General features: G+C 45.0%; 20 protein-coding genes and 1 riboswitch. Of the genes, 2 read left to right on the forward strand and 18 right to left on the reverse strand.

The features are described from left to right. Positions 1 to 7: 7 nt before the first annotated feature. From pilM to JNUCC1_RS02970, 7 genes are all read right to left on the reverse strand, one after another. The gene (gene pilM, locus JNUCC1_RS02940) at positions 8 to 883 is read right to left on the reverse strand and encodes a type IV pilus biogenesis protein PilM (protein WP_231746957.1); all 876 of its coding nucleotides are present in this window, start codon (positions 881 to 883) and stop codon (positions 8 to 10) included. 135 nt (positions 884 to 1,018) lie between these two features. Beyond that, positions 1,019 to 1,438: a competence type IV pilus major pilin ComGC gene (locus JNUCC1_RS02945; RefSeq protein WP_156643953.1), complete on the reverse strand. Its 420-nt coding sequence runs from the start codon at positions 1,436 to 1,438 to the stop codon at positions 1,019 to 1,021. Between the two features lie 27 nt (positions 1,439 to 1,465). Further along, positions 1,466 to 1,548: riboswitch (cyclic di-GMP riboswitch) on the reverse strand. A 108-nt stretch (positions 1,549 to 1,656) separates the two neighbouring features. Further along, positions 1,657 to 2,856, reverse strand: coding sequence for a type II secretion system F family protein (locus tag JNUCC1_RS02950; RefSeq protein ID WP_156643955.1), 1,200 nt, complete (start codon positions 2,854 to 2,856; stop codon positions 1,657 to 1,659). A 16-nt stretch (positions 2,857 to 2,872) separates the two neighbouring features. Then, positions 2,873 to 3,907: a type IV pilus twitching motility protein PilT gene (locus JNUCC1_RS02955; protein WP_156643957.1), complete on the reverse strand. Its 1,035-nt coding sequence runs from the start codon at positions 3,905 to 3,907 to the stop codon at positions 2,873 to 2,875. Between the two features lie 14 nt (positions 3,908 to 3,921). Then, positions 3,922 to 5,547 (reverse strand): GspE/PulE family protein, encoded by a 1,626-nt coding sequence (locus JNUCC1_RS02960; protein WP_156643959.1) that lies wholly within the window; start codon positions 5,545 to 5,547, stop codon positions 3,922 to 3,924. 29 nt (positions 5,548 to 5,576) lie between these two features. Next, complete coding sequence (locus JNUCC1_RS02965) at positions 5,577 to 5,996, reverse strand: hypothetical protein (protein ID WP_156643961.1); 420 nt, start codon at positions 5,994 to 5,996, stop codon at positions 5,577 to 5,579. Continuing rightward, positions 5,974 to 6,405, reverse strand: a complete 432-nt coding sequence (locus JNUCC1_RS02970; RefSeq protein WP_197431605.1) for a type II secretion system protein — start codon at positions 6,403 to 6,405, stop codon at positions 5,974 to 5,976. Before JNUCC1_RS02970 ends, JNUCC1_RS02965 begins: the two co-directional genes overlap by 23 nt. 140 nt (positions 6,406 to 6,545) lie before the next feature. On the opposite strand from JNUCC1_RS02970, the gene JNUCC1_RS02975 reads away from it, so the two are divergent. Then, positions 6,546 to 7,724, forward strand: coding sequence for a prepilin-type N-terminal cleavage/methylation domain-containing protein (locus JNUCC1_RS02975; RefSeq protein ID WP_156643964.1), 1,179 nt, complete (start codon positions 6,546 to 6,548; stop codon positions 7,722 to 7,724). A gap of 40 nt (positions 7,725 to 7,764) precedes the next feature. On the opposite strand, the gene adhP is transcribed toward JNUCC1_RS02975, so the two are convergent. The 11 genes from adhP to JNUCC1_RS03025 form a co-directional block, all read right to left on the reverse strand. After that, a complete protein-coding gene (adhP, locus tag JNUCC1_RS02980; protein ID WP_156643966.1) occupies positions 7,765 to 8,784 on the reverse strand; it encodes an alcohol dehydrogenase AdhP in 1,020 nt (339 codons plus the stop codon). A 188-nt stretch (positions 8,785 to 8,972) separates the two neighbouring features. Then, positions 8,973 to 9,422: an OsmC family protein gene (locus JNUCC1_RS02985; protein WP_156643968.1), complete on the reverse strand. Its 450-nt coding sequence runs from the start codon at positions 9,420 to 9,422 to the stop codon at positions 8,973 to 8,975. 201 nt (positions 9,423 to 9,623) lie between these two features. Then, a complete protein-coding gene (gene copZ, locus JNUCC1_RS02990; protein WP_156643970.1) occupies positions 9,624 to 9,830 on the reverse strand; it encodes a copper chaperone CopZ in 207 nt (68 codons plus the stop codon). Between the two features lie 141 nt (positions 9,831 to 9,971). Beyond that, the gene (locus JNUCC1_RS02995; RefSeq protein ID WP_156643972.1) at positions 9,972 to 11,987 is read right to left on the reverse strand and encodes a heavy metal translocating P-type ATPase; all 2,016 of its coding nucleotides are present in this window, start codon (positions 11,985 to 11,987) and stop codon (positions 9,972 to 9,974) included. 144 nt (positions 11,988 to 12,131) lie between these two features. Beyond that, positions 12,132 to 12,509, reverse strand: a complete 378-nt coding sequence (locus tag JNUCC1_RS03000; RefSeq protein WP_156643974.1) for a YbgA family protein — start codon at positions 12,507 to 12,509, stop codon at positions 12,132 to 12,134. Between the two features lie 25 nt (positions 12,510 to 12,534). Beyond that, positions 12,535 to 13,167 carry a response regulator transcription factor gene (locus JNUCC1_RS03005; RefSeq protein ID WP_156643976.1) on the reverse strand — a complete coding sequence of 211 codons (633 nt, stop codon included), beginning with the start codon at positions 13,165 to 13,167 and terminating at the stop codon, positions 12,535 to 12,537. Next, on the reverse strand, positions 13,160 to 13,978 hold the full coding sequence (locus JNUCC1_RS03010) for a sensor histidine kinase (RefSeq protein WP_331713577.1): 819 nt from the start codon (positions 13,976 to 13,978) through the stop codon (positions 13,160 to 13,162). Before JNUCC1_RS03010 ends, JNUCC1_RS03005 begins: the two co-directional genes overlap by 8 nt. A 50-nt stretch (positions 13,979 to 14,028) precedes the next feature. Continuing rightward, positions 14,029 to 14,199 carry a hypothetical protein gene (locus tag JNUCC1_RS19130; RefSeq protein ID WP_331713578.1) on the reverse strand — a complete coding sequence of 57 codons (171 nt, stop codon included), beginning with the start codon at positions 14,197 to 14,199 and terminating at the stop codon, positions 14,029 to 14,031. Next, the gene (liaF, locus tag JNUCC1_RS03015) at positions 14,196 to 14,927 is read right to left on the reverse strand and encodes a cell wall-active antibiotics response protein LiaF (protein ID WP_156643978.1); all 732 of its coding nucleotides are present in this window, start codon (positions 14,925 to 14,927) and stop codon (positions 14,196 to 14,198) included. The genes JNUCC1_RS19130 and liaF overlap by 4 nt, the downstream gene beginning before the upstream one ends. A 119-nt stretch (positions 14,928 to 15,046) precedes the next feature. Beyond that, complete coding sequence (locus tag JNUCC1_RS03020; RefSeq protein ID WP_156643979.1) at positions 15,047 to 15,682, reverse strand: PspA/IM30 family protein; 636 nt, start codon at positions 15,680 to 15,682, stop codon at positions 15,047 to 15,049. Between the two features lie 34 nt (positions 15,683 to 15,716). Continuing rightward, positions 15,717 to 16,070 carry a lmo0954 family membrane protein gene (locus JNUCC1_RS03025; protein ID WP_156643980.1) on the reverse strand — a complete coding sequence of 118 codons (354 nt, stop codon included), beginning with the start codon at positions 16,068 to 16,070 and terminating at the stop codon, positions 15,717 to 15,719. Positions 16,071 to 16,945: 875 nt separating this feature from the next. Here JNUCC1_RS03025 and JNUCC1_RS03030 point away from each other — a divergent pair. Continuing rightward, on the forward strand, positions 16,946 to 17,302 hold the full coding sequence (locus tag JNUCC1_RS03030) for an STAS/SEC14 domain-containing protein (protein WP_156643981.1): 357 nt from the start codon (positions 16,946 to 16,948) through the stop codon (positions 17,300 to 17,302). Positions 17,303 to 17,332 lie beyond the last annotated feature (30 nt).

Consider the following 17,332-nt stretch of genomic DNA (forward strand, 5'->3'; position numbering starts at 1 on the left):
CCACCTTCTAACTGCCATTCTTCAAACCAAGTCCAATCACATCGATATACGCATCAGACAGCTCTGTTTCCGGAAAATCATGGATCGGTAAAGTCAAACGTTCAGCAAGCTTTTGCTTCACCACTGGCAAAAATGAGAAATCGCCTGATACGACCAACTGTTCAACCCGATGCACGCCCTTTGTGATCGAGTATTGATAAAAATCGGTGATCCGATTAATTTCAATGATATATTCGTTGATGATTTGATCTGCCTGTTCCGCTGTCATCTCTTCGTCAGCTGCAATCTTCATGTATCTGCTGAAAACAGCTTTATGGTGCTTGAACGCCGTCAGCATTAAAGCATCCCGGTTCCAATGAATCAACAACACATGCTCAGCAGGGTTTTCAGCTGTTTGATAAAAGTAACGATACACAGAAAGCGACGTCAAATCGGCAATCACCGGCTGCAGCCCTGCATCTGAAAAAGCTTTTTTATATGTATTGATTTTATCTTTCGGATAGGCGTAAACCCGGACTTTCGTTGTCCCTTCTTCACTGTCGAGCAGATCGATCGCGAGCGCGGGATCGTTGAACGGCAAATAAAAACTGTTGCCAATCTGTGTCCGCACATATCCCACAGCCTCTTCTTTGGACAGCGTTGCTGGGACGTCCAAATCTCGGATTACGACTGTATCATCGACCAAGCAAAACGCTAAGTCTTTACGTTTCCAGCGATGTTCCTGAACCAATTGCTGAACCGTATTCTCAAATGCTTTCGGATCGGCAATCTTCCCGTCATGCATCGTCCCCTCCGGCAATTCCCGTTCCCCGTGGACAACGATACTGTCGGGTGTATGATTTTTATGAAAAGCATAGCGGATCACCCGGTTCGTTACGACCATATTGACCCTGCTATTGTTAAAAATGCCCAAAAGATCACCTGCTTAAGGAATAATGTAGTATGTATGAGTGTAACATATTAGCTTTGAAAAACGCCTTGCAGGTTTTGCAAGGCGTTTTGTTTATGCGTAAGTTATTTAGGTATCATCACTCGCAGATCCAACTTCAGCATCAGTATCTTCAGGGTAAGCAGCCCCATCAAATTGATAGGTTATTTTAGTTCCTGATTTAGATACGGTTACTTCACCTGAGTATACACTTTCTTCATTTCCAGGTTCTGTAGGGACTTCAGCAAGATATCCTTTTGTATTTAGATCCGAAACAGTGTAAGTGGCTCCTTCGTCTGGTTGTCCTTCTTCTAGGTAGGCAAGTCTCGCAGCATTTAATATCAAATCAACGTTAGCTTGATCTGCATCCTTCTTAGAATTATCAATCACATTCCCAATACTAGGTATGGCAATCGCTAAAATAATTCCCAAAATCGCTATAACAGCCAACAGCTCAACAAGGGTAAACCCTTTTTCCTGTTTAAATCTTCTCTTCAATCTTTCCAACATAACGCTTCTCCCCTTTATGTAAATAGGTTTTTGAGCGTCGGTTGCACTAGCTGCTCCAGATTATCCAAGTGCCCAGATACAGATAATCCTTCCTTGCACCACTACTTTTGTCCTACTTTCATTGTACTAGATTCATAGAATAAAATCTACCTCTTTAGACAAGTTTTTACATGATACTTCAATTTCTGTCACATATACCCGTCTACTTTACAATTTTATTACTGAATGTTTTCAAACAACGAGAACATCGGAATGACAACTGCCATAATCACGCTGCCGACAATTACAGTCAGCACAATAATCATAAGTGGTTCGATCAATGTCTTAATCCGGTTAGACAGTTGCTCTAGTTCTTCCTCGTAAAAATCAGCCGCTTTTTGCAGCATGTGATCCAGTGTTCCGGTTTTTTCACCAATCTGCATCATTTGCACGATCAGTGGCGGAAATGCCCAGTGTCCTTGCATGGGACGGGTAATCGACTCACCAATTTCTAGGGATTCGCGCGATCCTCTTAAAACGTCTTGCATCACTCTGTTACCAACAACACGTTCAGTAATTTCCATTGCTTGCAAGATTGGCACGGAACTGTTGACCAGCGTGCTCATCGTTTGCGTCATGCGAACGAGCACGGCTTTGTGTGCGAGCTGTCCAAGGAACGGGAATCGAATCTTAATAAGATCAACCTGATACGCCACTTCCGGAAATTGAATCACATATTTATAAATCAGCACAGCCGGCACGATGAGAATGACTGCGATCCACCAATACGCACTGACCACATCACTCAAGCTTAATACCAACTGTGTAAAAGCCGGAATCTCTTCACCGAATGACTGAAACATCGATACAAACTGTGGCACGATAAAGACGAGCAGAAAGATGGTCAGGAAAACCGTGATAATGCCTACAATCCCCGGGTACATCAAAGCAGAGATCAATTTCCGCCGGTTGGTATGTTCTTTTTCATAGTAATCGGCCATTTGGTTGAGAATCTCATCCAGTTTTCCGCTCGCCTCCCCGGCATAGATCATGTTCACGAGCAGCTCAGGGAAAATGTTCGGGTGCTCACTTGCGGCGACCGAGAGTGACTCCCCTTTATCGAGATGCTTATCGATATCTTCAAGCGCCAACTTAAGTGCATGGTTGTTCGTTTGCTTAGCCATCGTTTTCGTGGCTTCCGAAATCGAAATGCCGGCATTAATGAGCGTGGCGTATTGCCTGAGAAAGATCACGAAATCGGCATTTTTCAGCTTGCGATTAACGATAATATCTTTGTTCCATGGTTTTGTTTCAGCAATATCAACAATCACAAGGCCGTTTTTTTCAAGCAGGGTCAGGGCTTCGTGTTCGGTTTCGGCTTCGATTTTCCCTTTCACACGCTGTCCGGACAAACGTTTGCCGGTGTATTGAAAGTTCATCCGCTCTCCCTCCCTTTCATTGGACACTCAAAAACGGGGCGACCGTTTCGTATGAGACCACATCTTCATGCAACAGGCGTTTCAAATCCATTTCCAGCGTGTGCATGCCTTGTGCGCGTGAGGTCTGCAGGACGTTTTGGACTTGATGTAATTTTTCATTGATGATCAGATTTTTAACCGCCGACGTATTGACCAGAACCTCGGTTGCTGCTCGCCGGCCAAGGCCATCTTTTGTCAAAAGAAGCCGCTGCGATACGACCGCTTTTAAAATCGTAGCAAGCTGCAGCCGGATCTGACGCTGTTGCTGTGGCGGGAATACATCGATAATCCGTTCAATCGTCGACACCGCGCCGGATGTGTGCAATGTCGCTAGCACAAGATGGCCGGTTTCAGCAGCCGTGATTGCTGTTGAAATGGTTTCAAGATCGCGCATTTCCCCTACCAGAATCACATCCGGATCCTGTCTGAGACTGGCTCGTAAACCGTTCAGGAAACTGTTTGTGTCAAAACCGACTTCCCGCTGATCAATAATGGATTGATTGTGGCTGTGTATGTATTCAATCGGGTCTTCCAGTGTAATGATATGCCTGTCCATCGTCTGATTCATATGGGCGATCATTGAGGCCAGTGTCGTACTCTTACCGCTTCCGGTCGGTCCGGTGACAAGCACAAGCCCCTGCATTTGCGTCGTAATGTCTTTCATAATCGGCGGCAAATGCAGTTCTTCAATCGACGGGATTCGCGTTGGCACCACTCTGAAAGCAAGTGACAATGCGCCGCGCTGATAAAACACATTCACTCTGAAACGGGATATGCCGGCAATGCCATGGGAAAAGTCGAGCTCCCGCTTTTCCTGCAAAATCCCCCACTCATCATCTGTCAGCAACGAGCGGACCATATTTTCCGTATCGACAGGTCGCAGCTGCTCTGTTTTCTGTTCAAACAGCTCACCGTTCACCCGAAAAACCGGTGCTTTGCCGACAGTCATATGCACATCAGAAGCCCCTTGGTGAAACGCATCTGTCAGCCATTTCTGCAATTGTTCTTCCATCGTCTGCACCGCCTTTACAACCGAATCGACACTTGCATGATTTCTTCGAGTGTCGTCTGACCGTTTTTAACTTTTTCCAAACCATCGTGAATCAGGAAGCTCATGCCGGATTCTGTTGCATATGTCCGTATATCCGCCATGGAGCGTTCGTTGAGCAGCATACTTCTGACTGTATCATCAACGACAAACACCTCATGCACCGCCATACGTCCCCGGTAGCCGACATAATGACAGCTGCTGCAGCCTTTTCCTTCATAAATATGGTCAACTTCAATGTTGTACTTTTTGAAAATATCACGTTCCATAGATGTGAGTTCATGCTCTGCTTTGCAATCCCGGCAAATGCGCCTTACAAGCCGCTGTCCCACAACCCCATTCAAGGATGATACAACCAAATACGGCTCAATCCCCATATCAATCAGGCGGGGGATCGCGTCGAGGGCGCTGTTCGTGTGCAAGGTACTGAACACGAGATGACCGGTCAACGAAGCTCTGATGGCAATTTCGGCGGTTTCCCTATCCCGGATCTCCCCGATCATAATCGTATTCGGATCCTGGCGCAAAATGGAACGCAAGCCTGATGCAAATGTTAAGCCCACACTCGGGTTCACCTGCACTTGGTTGACGCCTTCCATCTGAAATTCGACCGGATCCTCGATTGTGATCATATTGACATTTTCCTGATTCAGCTCGTGAATGGAGCCATACAAAGTTGATGTCTTACCCGAACCCGTCGGCCCTGTCAACAGAACGAGCCCTGATGGCAAGCCCAATAATTGCTTATACTTACCCAAGTTCTCCTGTGAAAATCCGAGTTCGCCAATCTGCCGGAGGGCGTTGGACAAATCCAGCACCCGGATCACGATTTTCTCCCCGTTTACAGTCGGAAGCGAAGAAATCCGCAAGTCCACGGGTGTCACACCGATCGTTGTTTTAATCCGTCCGTCTTGAGGCAGACGGGTTTGGGTAATGTCCAAGTCCGCGAGAATTTTAATCCGGGCGATTAACGAATTCTGCACACTTTTCGGGACAACCTTGTCATGGCGCAACTGACCATCAATCCGGTAACGCACATCGACATGCGCTTCTTGCGGGTCCAAGTGAATGTCACTTGCTTTCAGTTGAATGCCGGTCGTAAGGATTTGATCCAGCAACTCGATGACAGACGTCCCGGCACCATCATCTGTCATTGTGGCCGCCATCTCATCTTCCTGTTTGTAATAATGCTTGTTGATTGCATATAAAATATCATCCTGTGTTGCAATAACCGGATAGATCGGCAACCCCGTCGACAATTCCATATCGTCAATCACAAAATAATCCATAGGATCCTTCATGGCAATCATCAATTGATCATCCTGAATTTTAAGCGGCATAATATATTGTTCTTGGGCGTATTCACGCGTCACATAACCAAGCACCCGTTCATCAATCGGATATTGATACAACGACACATGCGGAATCCCCAGCTGGAATTCGAGCACTTCAATAAGCTGTTTCTCTGTAATGTAACCATGCTCAAGCAGCGCATCGCCGAGCTTCTGATTCGGTTTCTTATGCTCAATAGCATCTTCAATCTGTATCTCAGTAACAAGCCCTGCATCCTGAAGCAGATCGCCAAGGCGTTTTCGTTGTGCCATATCTATTTCCCCCTGCATTGTCATGACATTTATTCGAGTGTGATTGTGATCGATTGTTCGATTTCGGCTGTACGGTCTTGAGCTGTACCGATGCTTGTGAAAGTGATTTCCAGCTCGTCCTCGCTTATCTCATTTTGGGTGACGTTGGTGATTTCAAAATACGTATTGTTTTCAATCGTTTTTTCAGGTGGTTCCGGAAGTTTGTTCACAACATCTTGGATCGTTTCAAATTCTTGACCATCAAGTGTTTCATCAACAAGTGTCTGATAATACGTCACACCCATCTCCGCTAAAGACCGTGCTTCGATCGTTTCCTCTGTCGTCTCTACCTGTTTCCTCGTGTTCATCACTTGATAGGTCAACGTCAGCGTGAAAAGAAGCATTAACGTTATGATCATAATCGTAAGTACAAGCGCCGCTCCCCGCTCATTCTTCAGATGCTTCATCATCAGCACCTGCCTTTATATATGTATACTTTTCACTGTGGCGTTTCCCGTCAGGAGCGAAAATGCGGATCTTAGCTCTGTTTAACGACACATCAGTTTCTCGGCACACATCCAGCTTGACCGTATATGTCCTGCCATCCACTTGATAGGTTGAAAAACTCCCGAGTTCGCCATATGTACGTGCGCCTGGGCAGTCTGGAACATTCGGCAAATCTATATTTTCAACATCATTCATCACTTGTCCAAGAAGATTGCTAGACGTCAATTGATCCTCAGATTGCTGAGACCATGTCATAATTTGTGGAAAAATCGGCAACATCACAGCAACAACCATAGCCAAAAGCGCAATAGATGTTATAATCTCTATAAGGGTAAAACCATTTTCTCTGGAAAAAGATGTAGGCATCCGCATGTGACTCACTCCCCGAGGACCTGCATTTGTAATCTTAGCGTAACAAAGAAAGAGATCAGTTGAAAGCTTACGACATCTTTCTATCAATCTTCTATACATACAGTCTAGGACTATTATACCATTATATTGGATGTGATAACATGATACAGCCCAAATTAAAAAACGAACACGGCATGACCCTAGTCGAACTACTCGCCGCACTCGCTCTATTTTCGATCGTCATCGTGCTTGGCGGAAGTCTGATCAGCTCAATGTCTAGTAGCGAAAAGTCTGTTAGTGGGGATATTAGTTTGCAGCAGAAGACGAATGTGCTGATGAGTGAAATGCGGGAAGCTTATTATAGTGGGACAGGTGTAGGGGATTTGTATGTGGATTTGGAAGCGCTGGGGCTGTCGGTTCAGGGTACTGAGATTAAGAACGACGGGAAGTTCCTTAATATAAAAAATAATTACATTGAAGGCGTGAATTTTGAAAAACCGCTTTCTGTAAAGCTTACTACCTCAGCTGGCCCACAAGAAGTTACTGTGGAATCGACTTGGAAGCAGACGGATAAAAAAGAAATTTCCTTACAAAAATCAAGGAAGGCACAACCACCTAAGTTGGAGGATTACGAATGGGGTAAAGAAATAGATGAGCTTCCTTGTGATAGTGATGGAAATGTAAAGTGGTCAGGAAAGAAATACGAAAAAAACTGTAAACCAAAGAAAAAACATCATAATATTAATGGTGCACTATGGATTACCAATGACATGAAAGAACCAGATGTAAACAATAAAAAACATTATGATATTAAAATTGAAAAAGATTTGTTTTCAGATGAAGAGTTTGAGACAGAGGAACATTGGTCTATCTTAGTAGGTAAGAGTGCCATTTTTCATGAAGAAGTTGATCTAGAAGATCATTCTCGCTTAGAGATAATCGAAAACGCTTTTTTCATAGGCAAAGAAGGCGAGGACAATGACGACGCAGAAGTAGAATTAGAAAAAAAAGCAAAATTAATTATTAGAAAAAGTGCCTTCTTCCACGGAGATGTAGAAGTGGGAGAAGACGATAATGCTGGAGCTGAAATAAAAATAGAAGGAAATGGGACTTTTAATAAAGACCTAGTTTTAGACAAAAACTCTGAAGTATTTATTACCCAAAACGGATTCTTTTATGGTGCCCTCGAAATAGAAAATAATGCATCTATAAATATATTTCAAGATGCCAAATTTAAAAAAACAGATGATTACGATATAGCAGGTACTATCTGTGTAGAAGGAGAGGTATCACCAAGTAATTTCATCTATGAAGTTAGTAAAAAATGTAAGAACAAATAATAGATCCAGACTCTCTCAAGAGAGAGCCTGGAATACTATCTTACAAACTCATATCAATAACCATCCGTCCTTGAATGGTCCCATCTTCCATCTCTTGAAAGATCTCATTAATTTCTTCCAGTTTACGAGGTTGGACGATTGGGACGACGATGCCTTCTGCACCAAACATAAAGGCCTCTTCAAGGTCTTTTCGGGTTCCGACGAGGGAGCCGATGACTTCGATGCCGTCGAGAACGCTTTTGATGATATCAAGGTCCATTTTTTCTGGAGGTAGCCCAACGTTGACGACTTTGGCGGTTGGACGTACCGAGTTAACGGCTTGATTGAATGCGGCTTTTGATACGGCCGTAACTACAGCTGAATGGGCCCCACCAACTTCTTTCTGGATAAGCTGATCGACATTGTCAAGTTTAGCGGCGTTATAGATTAAATCAGCACCGACTTCTTTAGCGAGTTCCAATTTATCATCATTCACATCTACAGCGATCACTTTGGCATTGAAAACGCGTTTGGCATATTGGATGGCAAGGTTTCCGAGACCACCAGCACCGAAAATGACCATCCATTCCCCTGGATTAACCGCTGCAACCTTAATCGCTTTGTAAGTGGTAACGCCGGCACAGGTGATACTTGTTGCTTGTTGTGGATCCAGGCCTTCTGGTACTTTGACAGCATAATCCGCTGCTACAATACATTGTTCAGCCATGGCACCATCTACACTGAATCCTGCATTTTTAGCAGAGCGGCAAAATGTTTCTCGGCCTGTGACACAGTATTCACAGGTACCACAGCCTTCAAAGAACCAAGCGATGCTGACTCGGTCTCCCACTTTCAAACTGGTAACATCGGCTGCGATTTCTTTTACGACCCCAACACCTTCATGACCGATAACCCGACCTGGGACAGCACCAAAGTCTCCTTTTGCAACATGGAGATCTGTATGACAGACCCCACAATACTCCACATCCACCAGTGCTTCTCCAGATTCTAGAGCTCGTACAGGCATCTCCTTTACATCTATTAATTTGTCTTTTGATGAACTGACCACTGCTGCTCTCATTCAAATCCCTCCACTTAATTTTATCATGCTCAACACTTCACAAAGTTGGATACAAATTAATTATAATGTGAAATGCGGTGTTTTACAAGTTCTAATTAAGTTTCAAACGATTAATTTAAAAAACTCGGCAAACAGTATAAACAGAATGTTCGTCGAGTTTTTAATCAAATAATTGTGACATTTATTTTCTAGACTTTAACCGTCCAACTGCTATTGATCTCAACACCCGCATCTTTCAATAAATTAAATAACGGGCATCTCTTTTCAACGACATACTGCAATTGATCAATGGCATCTTGATTCTCAGATGTATCTAGTATAATAGTAAGATCCACCTTTTGGAAATAGGTCTGAACATCTGCTACACCCAAGTATCCTCTCGGGTCAAGTGAACCATCGGCTGAGAATTCAAGTCCTTGATATGTAAAACCCTGTTCTTTGGCAACTTTAGCAACCATAATTGAGGTGCAGGCAGATAGACTTCCCAAGAAATATTCAAGTGGATTTGGTCCAGAGTTTCCCCCACCCAGCCGCTCAGGCTCGTCAACCGTAAAAGGATCAAGGTTCCTGACCTTTACAGTATTTTTCAGATTAGATTCCAGATGACCACTCACAGATAAAACAGCTTCTTTTTTCATGTTACAATTCCCCTTTAATGTATTTAATAGTTCTATCAAAACACTATAACATAAGTATTGGGATTTGCAGGTGCTTGAAGTAAGACAACTACAATTCTTAAGATTTTATTTGCGTTGACCTCTTCCTTGCCTTTTTGGAATGATTCCCAACTCAAAAAACCGGCCCCCAACAAAAGGGAACCGGTTCCTTATGATTATCGTTTATACAACAACATCATACCCCTGATCTTCAACAGCTTCACGCATTTGAGCGATAGTGACAGACGCATCGTCGTATGAAACATCGACTTTGCCTGTGCCAAGGTTGACTTCAACAGTTTGCACGCCTTCGAGATTTTCGAGTGCGCCCTTTACTGCCTTTTCACAGTGTTCGCATGTCATGCCTGTTACATCTAATGTGGTTTGCATATCATGAATTCTCCTTTATATAAAGTCTTGTTAATGCTTGTGCTAACAACTTCAGTTTACCACTGAAGATTGTGTTGCCTCAAATATTGTACACGTTTTTGATACCCGCATTTTCAATACGTTACACATCAATTGAACATTTTAAGCTTTCAGCAGCTTGGCGTTGATCGCGACAATAATGGTGCTTAGGCTCATCAGCACCGCTCCGACGGCTGGGCTGAGTATGATTCCAATCGGTGCCAGCACCCCTGCTGCAAGTGGAATTGCAATAATATTATACCCGGCAGCCCACCAAAGGTTTTGTACCATTTTACGGTAAGTTTTTCCCGAGAGGTCAACGAGTGAAACCACGTCTTTCGGATTGCTTTTGACAAGAACGACATCTGCTGATTCCATGGCCACGTCTGTTCCAGCTCCAATGGCGATGCCGAGATCTGCTGTAGCAAGGGCTGGTGCGTCATTGACACCGTCACCAGTCATCGCTGTTTTCCAGCCTTTGTTTTTCACCTTTGTCACTTGGTCAGCTTTTTCATCTGGGAGCACTTCTGCGTATACTTCATCAATCTCCAGCTGGCGTGCGACCCAGTGGGCAACTTTTTCATTGTCACCGGTAAGCATAATTGAAACAATGCCTTTTTCCTTGAGTGACGCAACCGCTTCTTTTGCCGTGTCACGCACCATATCCGCAAGTGCAACCATACCCACCAAGGTGTCATCCACCAAGACAAATACGACCGTCTTGCCTTCTTCGGATAAAGCATTGAATCGCTTTTCGTCATACGTCAAGTTATGATTTTGTACATAGCCTGGGCTGACGACGTTGACTTGAGAGCCTTGAACTGTGCCTTGGATGCCTTTTCCGGTGATCGATTCGAATGTTTCCACACGGCTGAGTTTAATGTCTTGTTCCTTGGCACTGTTCACAATACCTGTGGCAATAGGATGCTCGGAATTCTGCTCCAAGCTGGCTGCCCAGTGGAGAACGTCTGTCTCGTTGTAGCCTGAACTTGGTACGATTTCGGTTACACCAAATTCCCCTTTCGTCAGGGTGCCCGTTTTGTCAAAAATGACGGCATCCAGATTTCGTGCGCCTTCAAACTGTGCTCTATTGCGGATCAAGAGTCCTTTTTTAGCGGAAATGGATGTTGATACCGCTGCAACGAGTGGCGCGGCGAGGCCGAGTGCGTGCGGACATGTAATAACCATCACTGTTACCATGCGTTCAAGCGCCACATCAAACGCATAGCCTAGTGCCAGCCAAATGAAAAGTGTCACAAAGCCAGATAGAAGCGCAATGTAAAACAACCATTTAGCGGCGCGATTTGTGAGGTCCTGCGTTTTAGACTTGGATTCCTGTGCTTCTTTGACCATGGTGACGACTTGTGACAGATAGGAATCTTCACCTGTTTTTTCCACCGTAATTTTCAAAGAGCCTTCCTTATTCACAGAACCGCCAATCACCTCATCATCGAGCTTTTTCTCAATCGGCATGGATTCGCCTGTCAGCATGGACTCATCAACCGCTGATTCCCCATCAAAAATAGTGCCGTCCACCGGAATCTTTTCCCCCGGTTTAACCAATACCCGGTCACCCTGTTGGAGGTCTGAGGTTGGAACGTCTGTGACCTGATCCTCATCGTCGAGTTTATGAGCCTCATTAGGCATCAATTTCACCAGCTCTTCCAGGGCATTGGAAGCGCCCATGACTGATCGCATTTCAATCCAATGGCCGAGCAGCATAATATCGATCAGTGTCGCCAGTTCCCAGAAGAAGTCTTTTCCTTCCCAGCCGAAAACGGTCATGGAACTGTACACATAGGCAACGAGAATCGCCAGTCCGATCAAGGTCATCATGCCGGGATTTTTATCTTTTATTTCACTGTAGCCACCTATCAGAAATGGCCAGCCACCGTAAAAAAAGATGAACGTCGATAAGGCAAACACGATGTATTGGTCAAATGTAAACCGCCAGTCGACGCCGATAAAACTTTGGATCATCGGTGACATAATCAAGATTGGTACGGTTATAATAAGCGATATGAAAAAGCGCTTCTGAAAATCTTTGACCATATCACCGTGGTCGTGGTGATCGTGATCACCGTGGCTGTCATGATCATGATTTTCATGATGTTCCGCGTGGTTATGTGAATGTGCCATTATAGGCCTCCTTTCACTTTCGGTATGATTTGCTTCTATTATGCCCAATACCCCCACGGTGTATTGATAAAACATAACATGTCGTATTAGAAAATAATCTTATCAATTAAAAAGCAACTGTTCTGGCTAGCAGGACAGTTGCTTTCATGTATATGGCTGAAGGATGGTGCTGTTGATTAAGTAAGTGACTTGGTATTTTTCTGCCAGATGTTTGATGAAATGGAGGAGTTTTTCTCGTTCAACTTCCCCATTCTGATAAGCTTGCTGAAGGTCGGCGAATCTGGCCTTTTCCTCTGGGGTGGCTTGCTTTTTGAAATACCCCCACATGTGCTGGCAGGCGTTGAGGACAGAGCCCTGTGTCGGGAGGTGGGCTTTTGCATCGGCAATCAAACGCTCGACTTCGGAAAGTGAGCTGTCTCTTTTCAATGTTTCTCTGATGATGATGTAGTGCTTTTGACTGTGCAGCATAACCGCATACTTTTCTTCCCGCCAAAGTTTTTCTATTTCAGAGCGCTCACTCAAAATACGACCTCCTTTTGATTGAAAGCTATTTTACAAGGTCATGTTTGTAGGCGTAAATCGCTGCCTGGGTACGGTCCTGAACTTGGAGTTTACCGAGAATATTACTCACGTGAACCTTCACTGTTTTCAGGGCAATAAACAATGTCTCGGCGATTTCCTGATTCGTCTTACCTTCAGCAATGAACAGAAGCACTTCCATCTCCCTGTCTGTTAATTGTTCATGCAAAAGTTCCGGCTGCCCGCCGCGCATTTTGGTCATGATTTTTCCAGCGACTTCGGGCTCAAGAATCGATTGGCCCTGATGCGTGGAACGGATGGCTTTGGCGATTTCGCTGGCTTTGGATGTTTTAAGCATGTAACTGACCGCGCCTGCTTCAAGGGCAGGGTACACTTTTTCATCATCCAGAAAACTGGTCACGATGATGATTTTAGCTTCTGGCCATTGGGCGATAATCTTTTCTGTCGCTTCGATGCCATCCATTTCTTTCATGACAAGGTCCATCAGAATAATATCCGGTTTCAACTCGAGGGCCAGGTCCACTGCCTCCCCGCCGTCGCTTGCTTCTGCGATGACTTCGATATCGGGCTGTCCGGATAAATAGGCCGATACCCCGATGCGGACCATTTCATGATCATCTGCAAACAAAACGTTAATCATGTGTTTCACCTTCTTTTTCCCAAGTGGGTACTTTGACTTCAACGCGTGTTCCTTGATTAGGCAGACTGATCACCTTCAACTCGCCACCGATTTCCAGAGCGCGTTCACGCATGGTTTCCATGCCATAGGAACTTGTTTTCGATTGCTCGACATCAAATCCGACACCATCATCGACAACACGCATGATGACCATCCCGTCACGGGCAATGAGCATGACATTTAATGTTGATGCTTCAGCATGCCGCAATGTATTGGAAACAGCTTCCTGTAAAATACGAAAAACGTGATCTTCAACGCCTTTATCAAGTGGAAAAGATTCAATTTGCCAATCGATGTCGAGCGGGACTTTTTGCTGCAGTTCTACAAGCAGTTCTTCCACACCTTCTTGAAGCGCCTTCCCCTTCAGTGCAACCGGACGCAAATGAAGCAGCAAAGCCCGCATCTCAAGCTGAGACTGATGAATCATTTTTTCCACCATTTGCAGCTGTTTTTGAACACCCGTTTCTTCTGGTGGGTTCGTCTCGTTGATCGCCGACATCAGCATTGAGGCGGCAAACAGCTGCTGACTAACGGAATCGTGCAATTCACGAGCCAGCCTGTTACGTTCCTGCTCCACCACTTCCTGAAGACTCTTTTCCCGTTCACTGGCCCGTTCTGATGCAAGCCGCTGGGCATTTTCAGTTTGGATGCGAATTTTTTCTTGAACGTTTTCAACCTTTTTCTGAACGGCTTTTAACTCTTTGTAAGGTTCATCCTGTGCAGGTTTTCGGCCTTTAGCGACGTCATCAAGCTGCCGTTCGATCTGTTGCAACCGCTGCCGCCAATACAGCGCGGTAATGATGCCGATAATCGTACCGGCTACTACAGGGAGTCCCCTAAATAGACGAGTAAGGGGATATCGTATAGCGTTTTGTGTAAAACGAGTGCCCAATCGTCAGGCGGGAAAGCAGCAAGCACGGTACCGGCAATCATAAGGGACATAATCAACGTGAATAAGATAGCTGTTAAAATATGGCGTATTAAGGTGCTCATATTCGTGTCACCTCGATATCGCCTGAAAGAATTGATGTGACAACCTTAACCCGTGTCCGTGCCTGATCATAACCTGGTGTCTGGTAATGGAATGATTGATTCATAAGGTTGAGGTGATGCTTGCCTAGAATATGGGCCCTACCAAACACCGAGCTGTGATGAATGCTCACATCCACTTCATAGGGCACATAAATGGTGATATTTCCGACGATATGCCGTATCGAAATGATGGCTGTGTCTTCAGGGAGCACCGTGTTGCTTAAGTCAATAACCCTGTCTCCAAACGCGCCATGGATGTTAATATCACGCCACTGATAGGCCGTTTCCGCTGTTTTCTGATCATCAAACACACGATGATCAAACAGAGTTTCAACTTTAACAAGGGGATCTGTGATGACTTCCTGATGGCCAGGCAGAATCGGCTTGACATGAGCGCCTTCCTTTTTCGACTTCGAATATTGGACAAAGAAGAAAATGACAGCGGCAATGATGAAAAACCTTACGGCCAGCATGTTCAGAACCGACAGCAACAACCCCACTGTTCCAAGCCAAAAAATGATCTTGCCCCATAATTCATGGTAATGCTTCCACCCAATGTAAATGAACACGCCGGCAAACAGGGCAGAAAAGATCATTCCACCATGAAAAAAAGCAATCTCTATAACAAAGAGGACCACTCCGATGATCAAAATCCAGTTCAATGTATCTGTCGTCAAACGATGAAACATCAGCGGCCCTCCTCCCCAAAAAGCATTCGACAAATTTCGGGAAGTGACAGGCACTTGTCGGGCGACAAGTGCCTGTCACTTCTATTCTTTCTTTATTATACGTTAAGTTGTCATGTGCGTCAGCTGGTGCGCTCTTTTTCTTTGAGTTCGCGCTCAACTCTGGCCATTTTGCTGTCGAAGGTGCTGCTGTAGTAGGCGTTGTTAACCTTATACTCCAGTCCTTCGATATATTGCTCCATCTCGGCAAACTTGGAGAAAGGCTTGTCCAGCACTTCCTCGACAACCCTGGTGATCTGATGATTTGCCCGGGCCACATTTTCCCTGCCCATTAATTCCATGCGGCGCAAATGCATGTCTTTCAATTTATGCTTCATATCTTCATACTTCTGTTCCAGCTGCTCAAGCTGTTCCGCCGCTTCCTCACGTGAAGCTTTCATACGGTCTGCCCGTGCCTGATATTCTTCATGTTCTTTCATCGCGAATTCCTGCAATTCTACTTCCTCAGCACGTTCAGCAACGGTTGCCTGCCGATAGCGCTTATTCGCAAGATCCTGTGCCCTGTGATATTCGCGTGTGAATTCGTCTTTCAAGCGGTACTGGCGGTCCAAGAGTCTTTTGACCTTTTCCTTCTCCTGCTCACTTTGCCGCAAATATTGATTCAGCGATGCCATTGGATTCTCCTGTTCTTTTCTGTCCATCATGTCATGCAAATCAGCTGAGATAGAGTCTTTAATCCTTGTGAAAATATTAGTCATGTTATTCCGCTCCTTTTTAAATAATCCTCTGAAACTACCGGCTTAAATCTGCCCACTGTCGCTCAAAGTTAGTAAACGGATCGTCCCCGCCACCCGAAAATGATCCATCATAATCAGGGGACTTTTTCCACTTTTTAGCGATCAGGTACAACACGTAACCAGCCGCAAAACCGATCAATGCGTAAATATTTGACAGTGCCATGCTTGCGACAATCAGACCAACCACGACCCAGCCGATTTTTCCGGCTGTTGAATCAGATTTGACGAACTGCTTAAAGACGAGATACAACAACCACACACTCAGTCCAAGCAGAATCATCGGACCAAGATTGACGATCAAAACCATAAGCGCTACCAATCCGCCGGCAAATAATAGAAACTTATTCATGTGCCCGCCTCCTTTCTTAACCTAATCATACTGGAGGCAAGACATTTGGGTAATGAGCCAGAGCCGTATTTTGCCATAGGTCCCGAGGCTTAGCTGGTATGTTTAACACCTTGACAAAAAAGGAACAGTTTTACCAACAACGGAGAGTGAGAAAACGTTGCTTCGTTTATAATCCTTGTCGCATAGCAGACACATACTGCAACATAAAGAAAACTTGTTCTGGCTGTTAAGTGAAAAGATAAGTCAGTGTGCGTGACAAGCGTAGGGTGATTTCCGCTGCGGACAGTCGCTTTAACTTTATCACAGCTCAAGTGCGACATCTGTTCAAGAAAATCACTTTCACAGTGTCTACTAGCCGCGGGCATGGCCTCAGCCTCCTTGCCCCGGCAAGGGGTATGTCGACGTTGTCCGCAAAGGACGGTCTTAGTCGACCATCCTTAATATACTCACTGTGGGGTCTTCGGACTCATGCTATTCTCGCAGGAGTCGACTTCCCTCCGCTCCAATCACTCTATGTTATTAAGTGGCTTGGACGGTTTTACTCTCACAAGAGTTAAAGAGTTATTCTCTTTAACACAGCTCGGGGGAAACACGGAGACTCCTGTGGGATGAAAAGCCTCGGTGAGACCCCGGAGGTCGCAGTAGGGGAAGGAAGGCTAAAACCGCGACGTCCTGTCGCAACGCCTTCATGACCCACATCCTGTGGGCCCGAGGCTCAGCAGCGCCCGCGGAAAGCGCAGTGTTTCCCCCGAGCGGCTGCATGAGGCAGTCATAAAATCTTCCTAGTTAGGTCGCAATTTATGAAAACTTTCCTTATAAGCAACAACAAACTATATGAAACAACTTCTATCAAAATTGATATGAAAGGATGATTGATGATGGTTGAGATCGCTAATATTGAAAATAGCCCGGTGGTGGAGATGAAGGTCAGTGATAAGTTAACTCAGGATGATATTAAAGAAGTCGATAACTTTTTAGAAAATAAAGTAGGAGAACAGGAATCTGTGAACATCCTGCTTCTAATGGGAAATTGGGAAGGTATGACCATAAAAGGATTGCTCGAGGATTTCAAAATGGTTAAACACATGAAAAAAATGAACAAAGCTGCCATTGTTGCTGACAGCACATTTCTCAAAGCAGATTCCAAACTGGAAGACCTGTTTCCTGGCATCAGAATCAAATACTTTGAAACCGACGAAAAAGACGCCGCCAAACAGTGGCTGGAAGAATAAATTCAAAACACTCGCGGACCTGGCCCCCAC

The sequence above is a fragment of the Lentibacillus sp. JNUCC-1 genome, from assembly GCF_009741735.1.
Taxonomy (GTDB): domain Bacteria; phylum Bacillota; class Bacilli; order Bacillales; family Amphibacillaceae; genus Lentibacillus_B.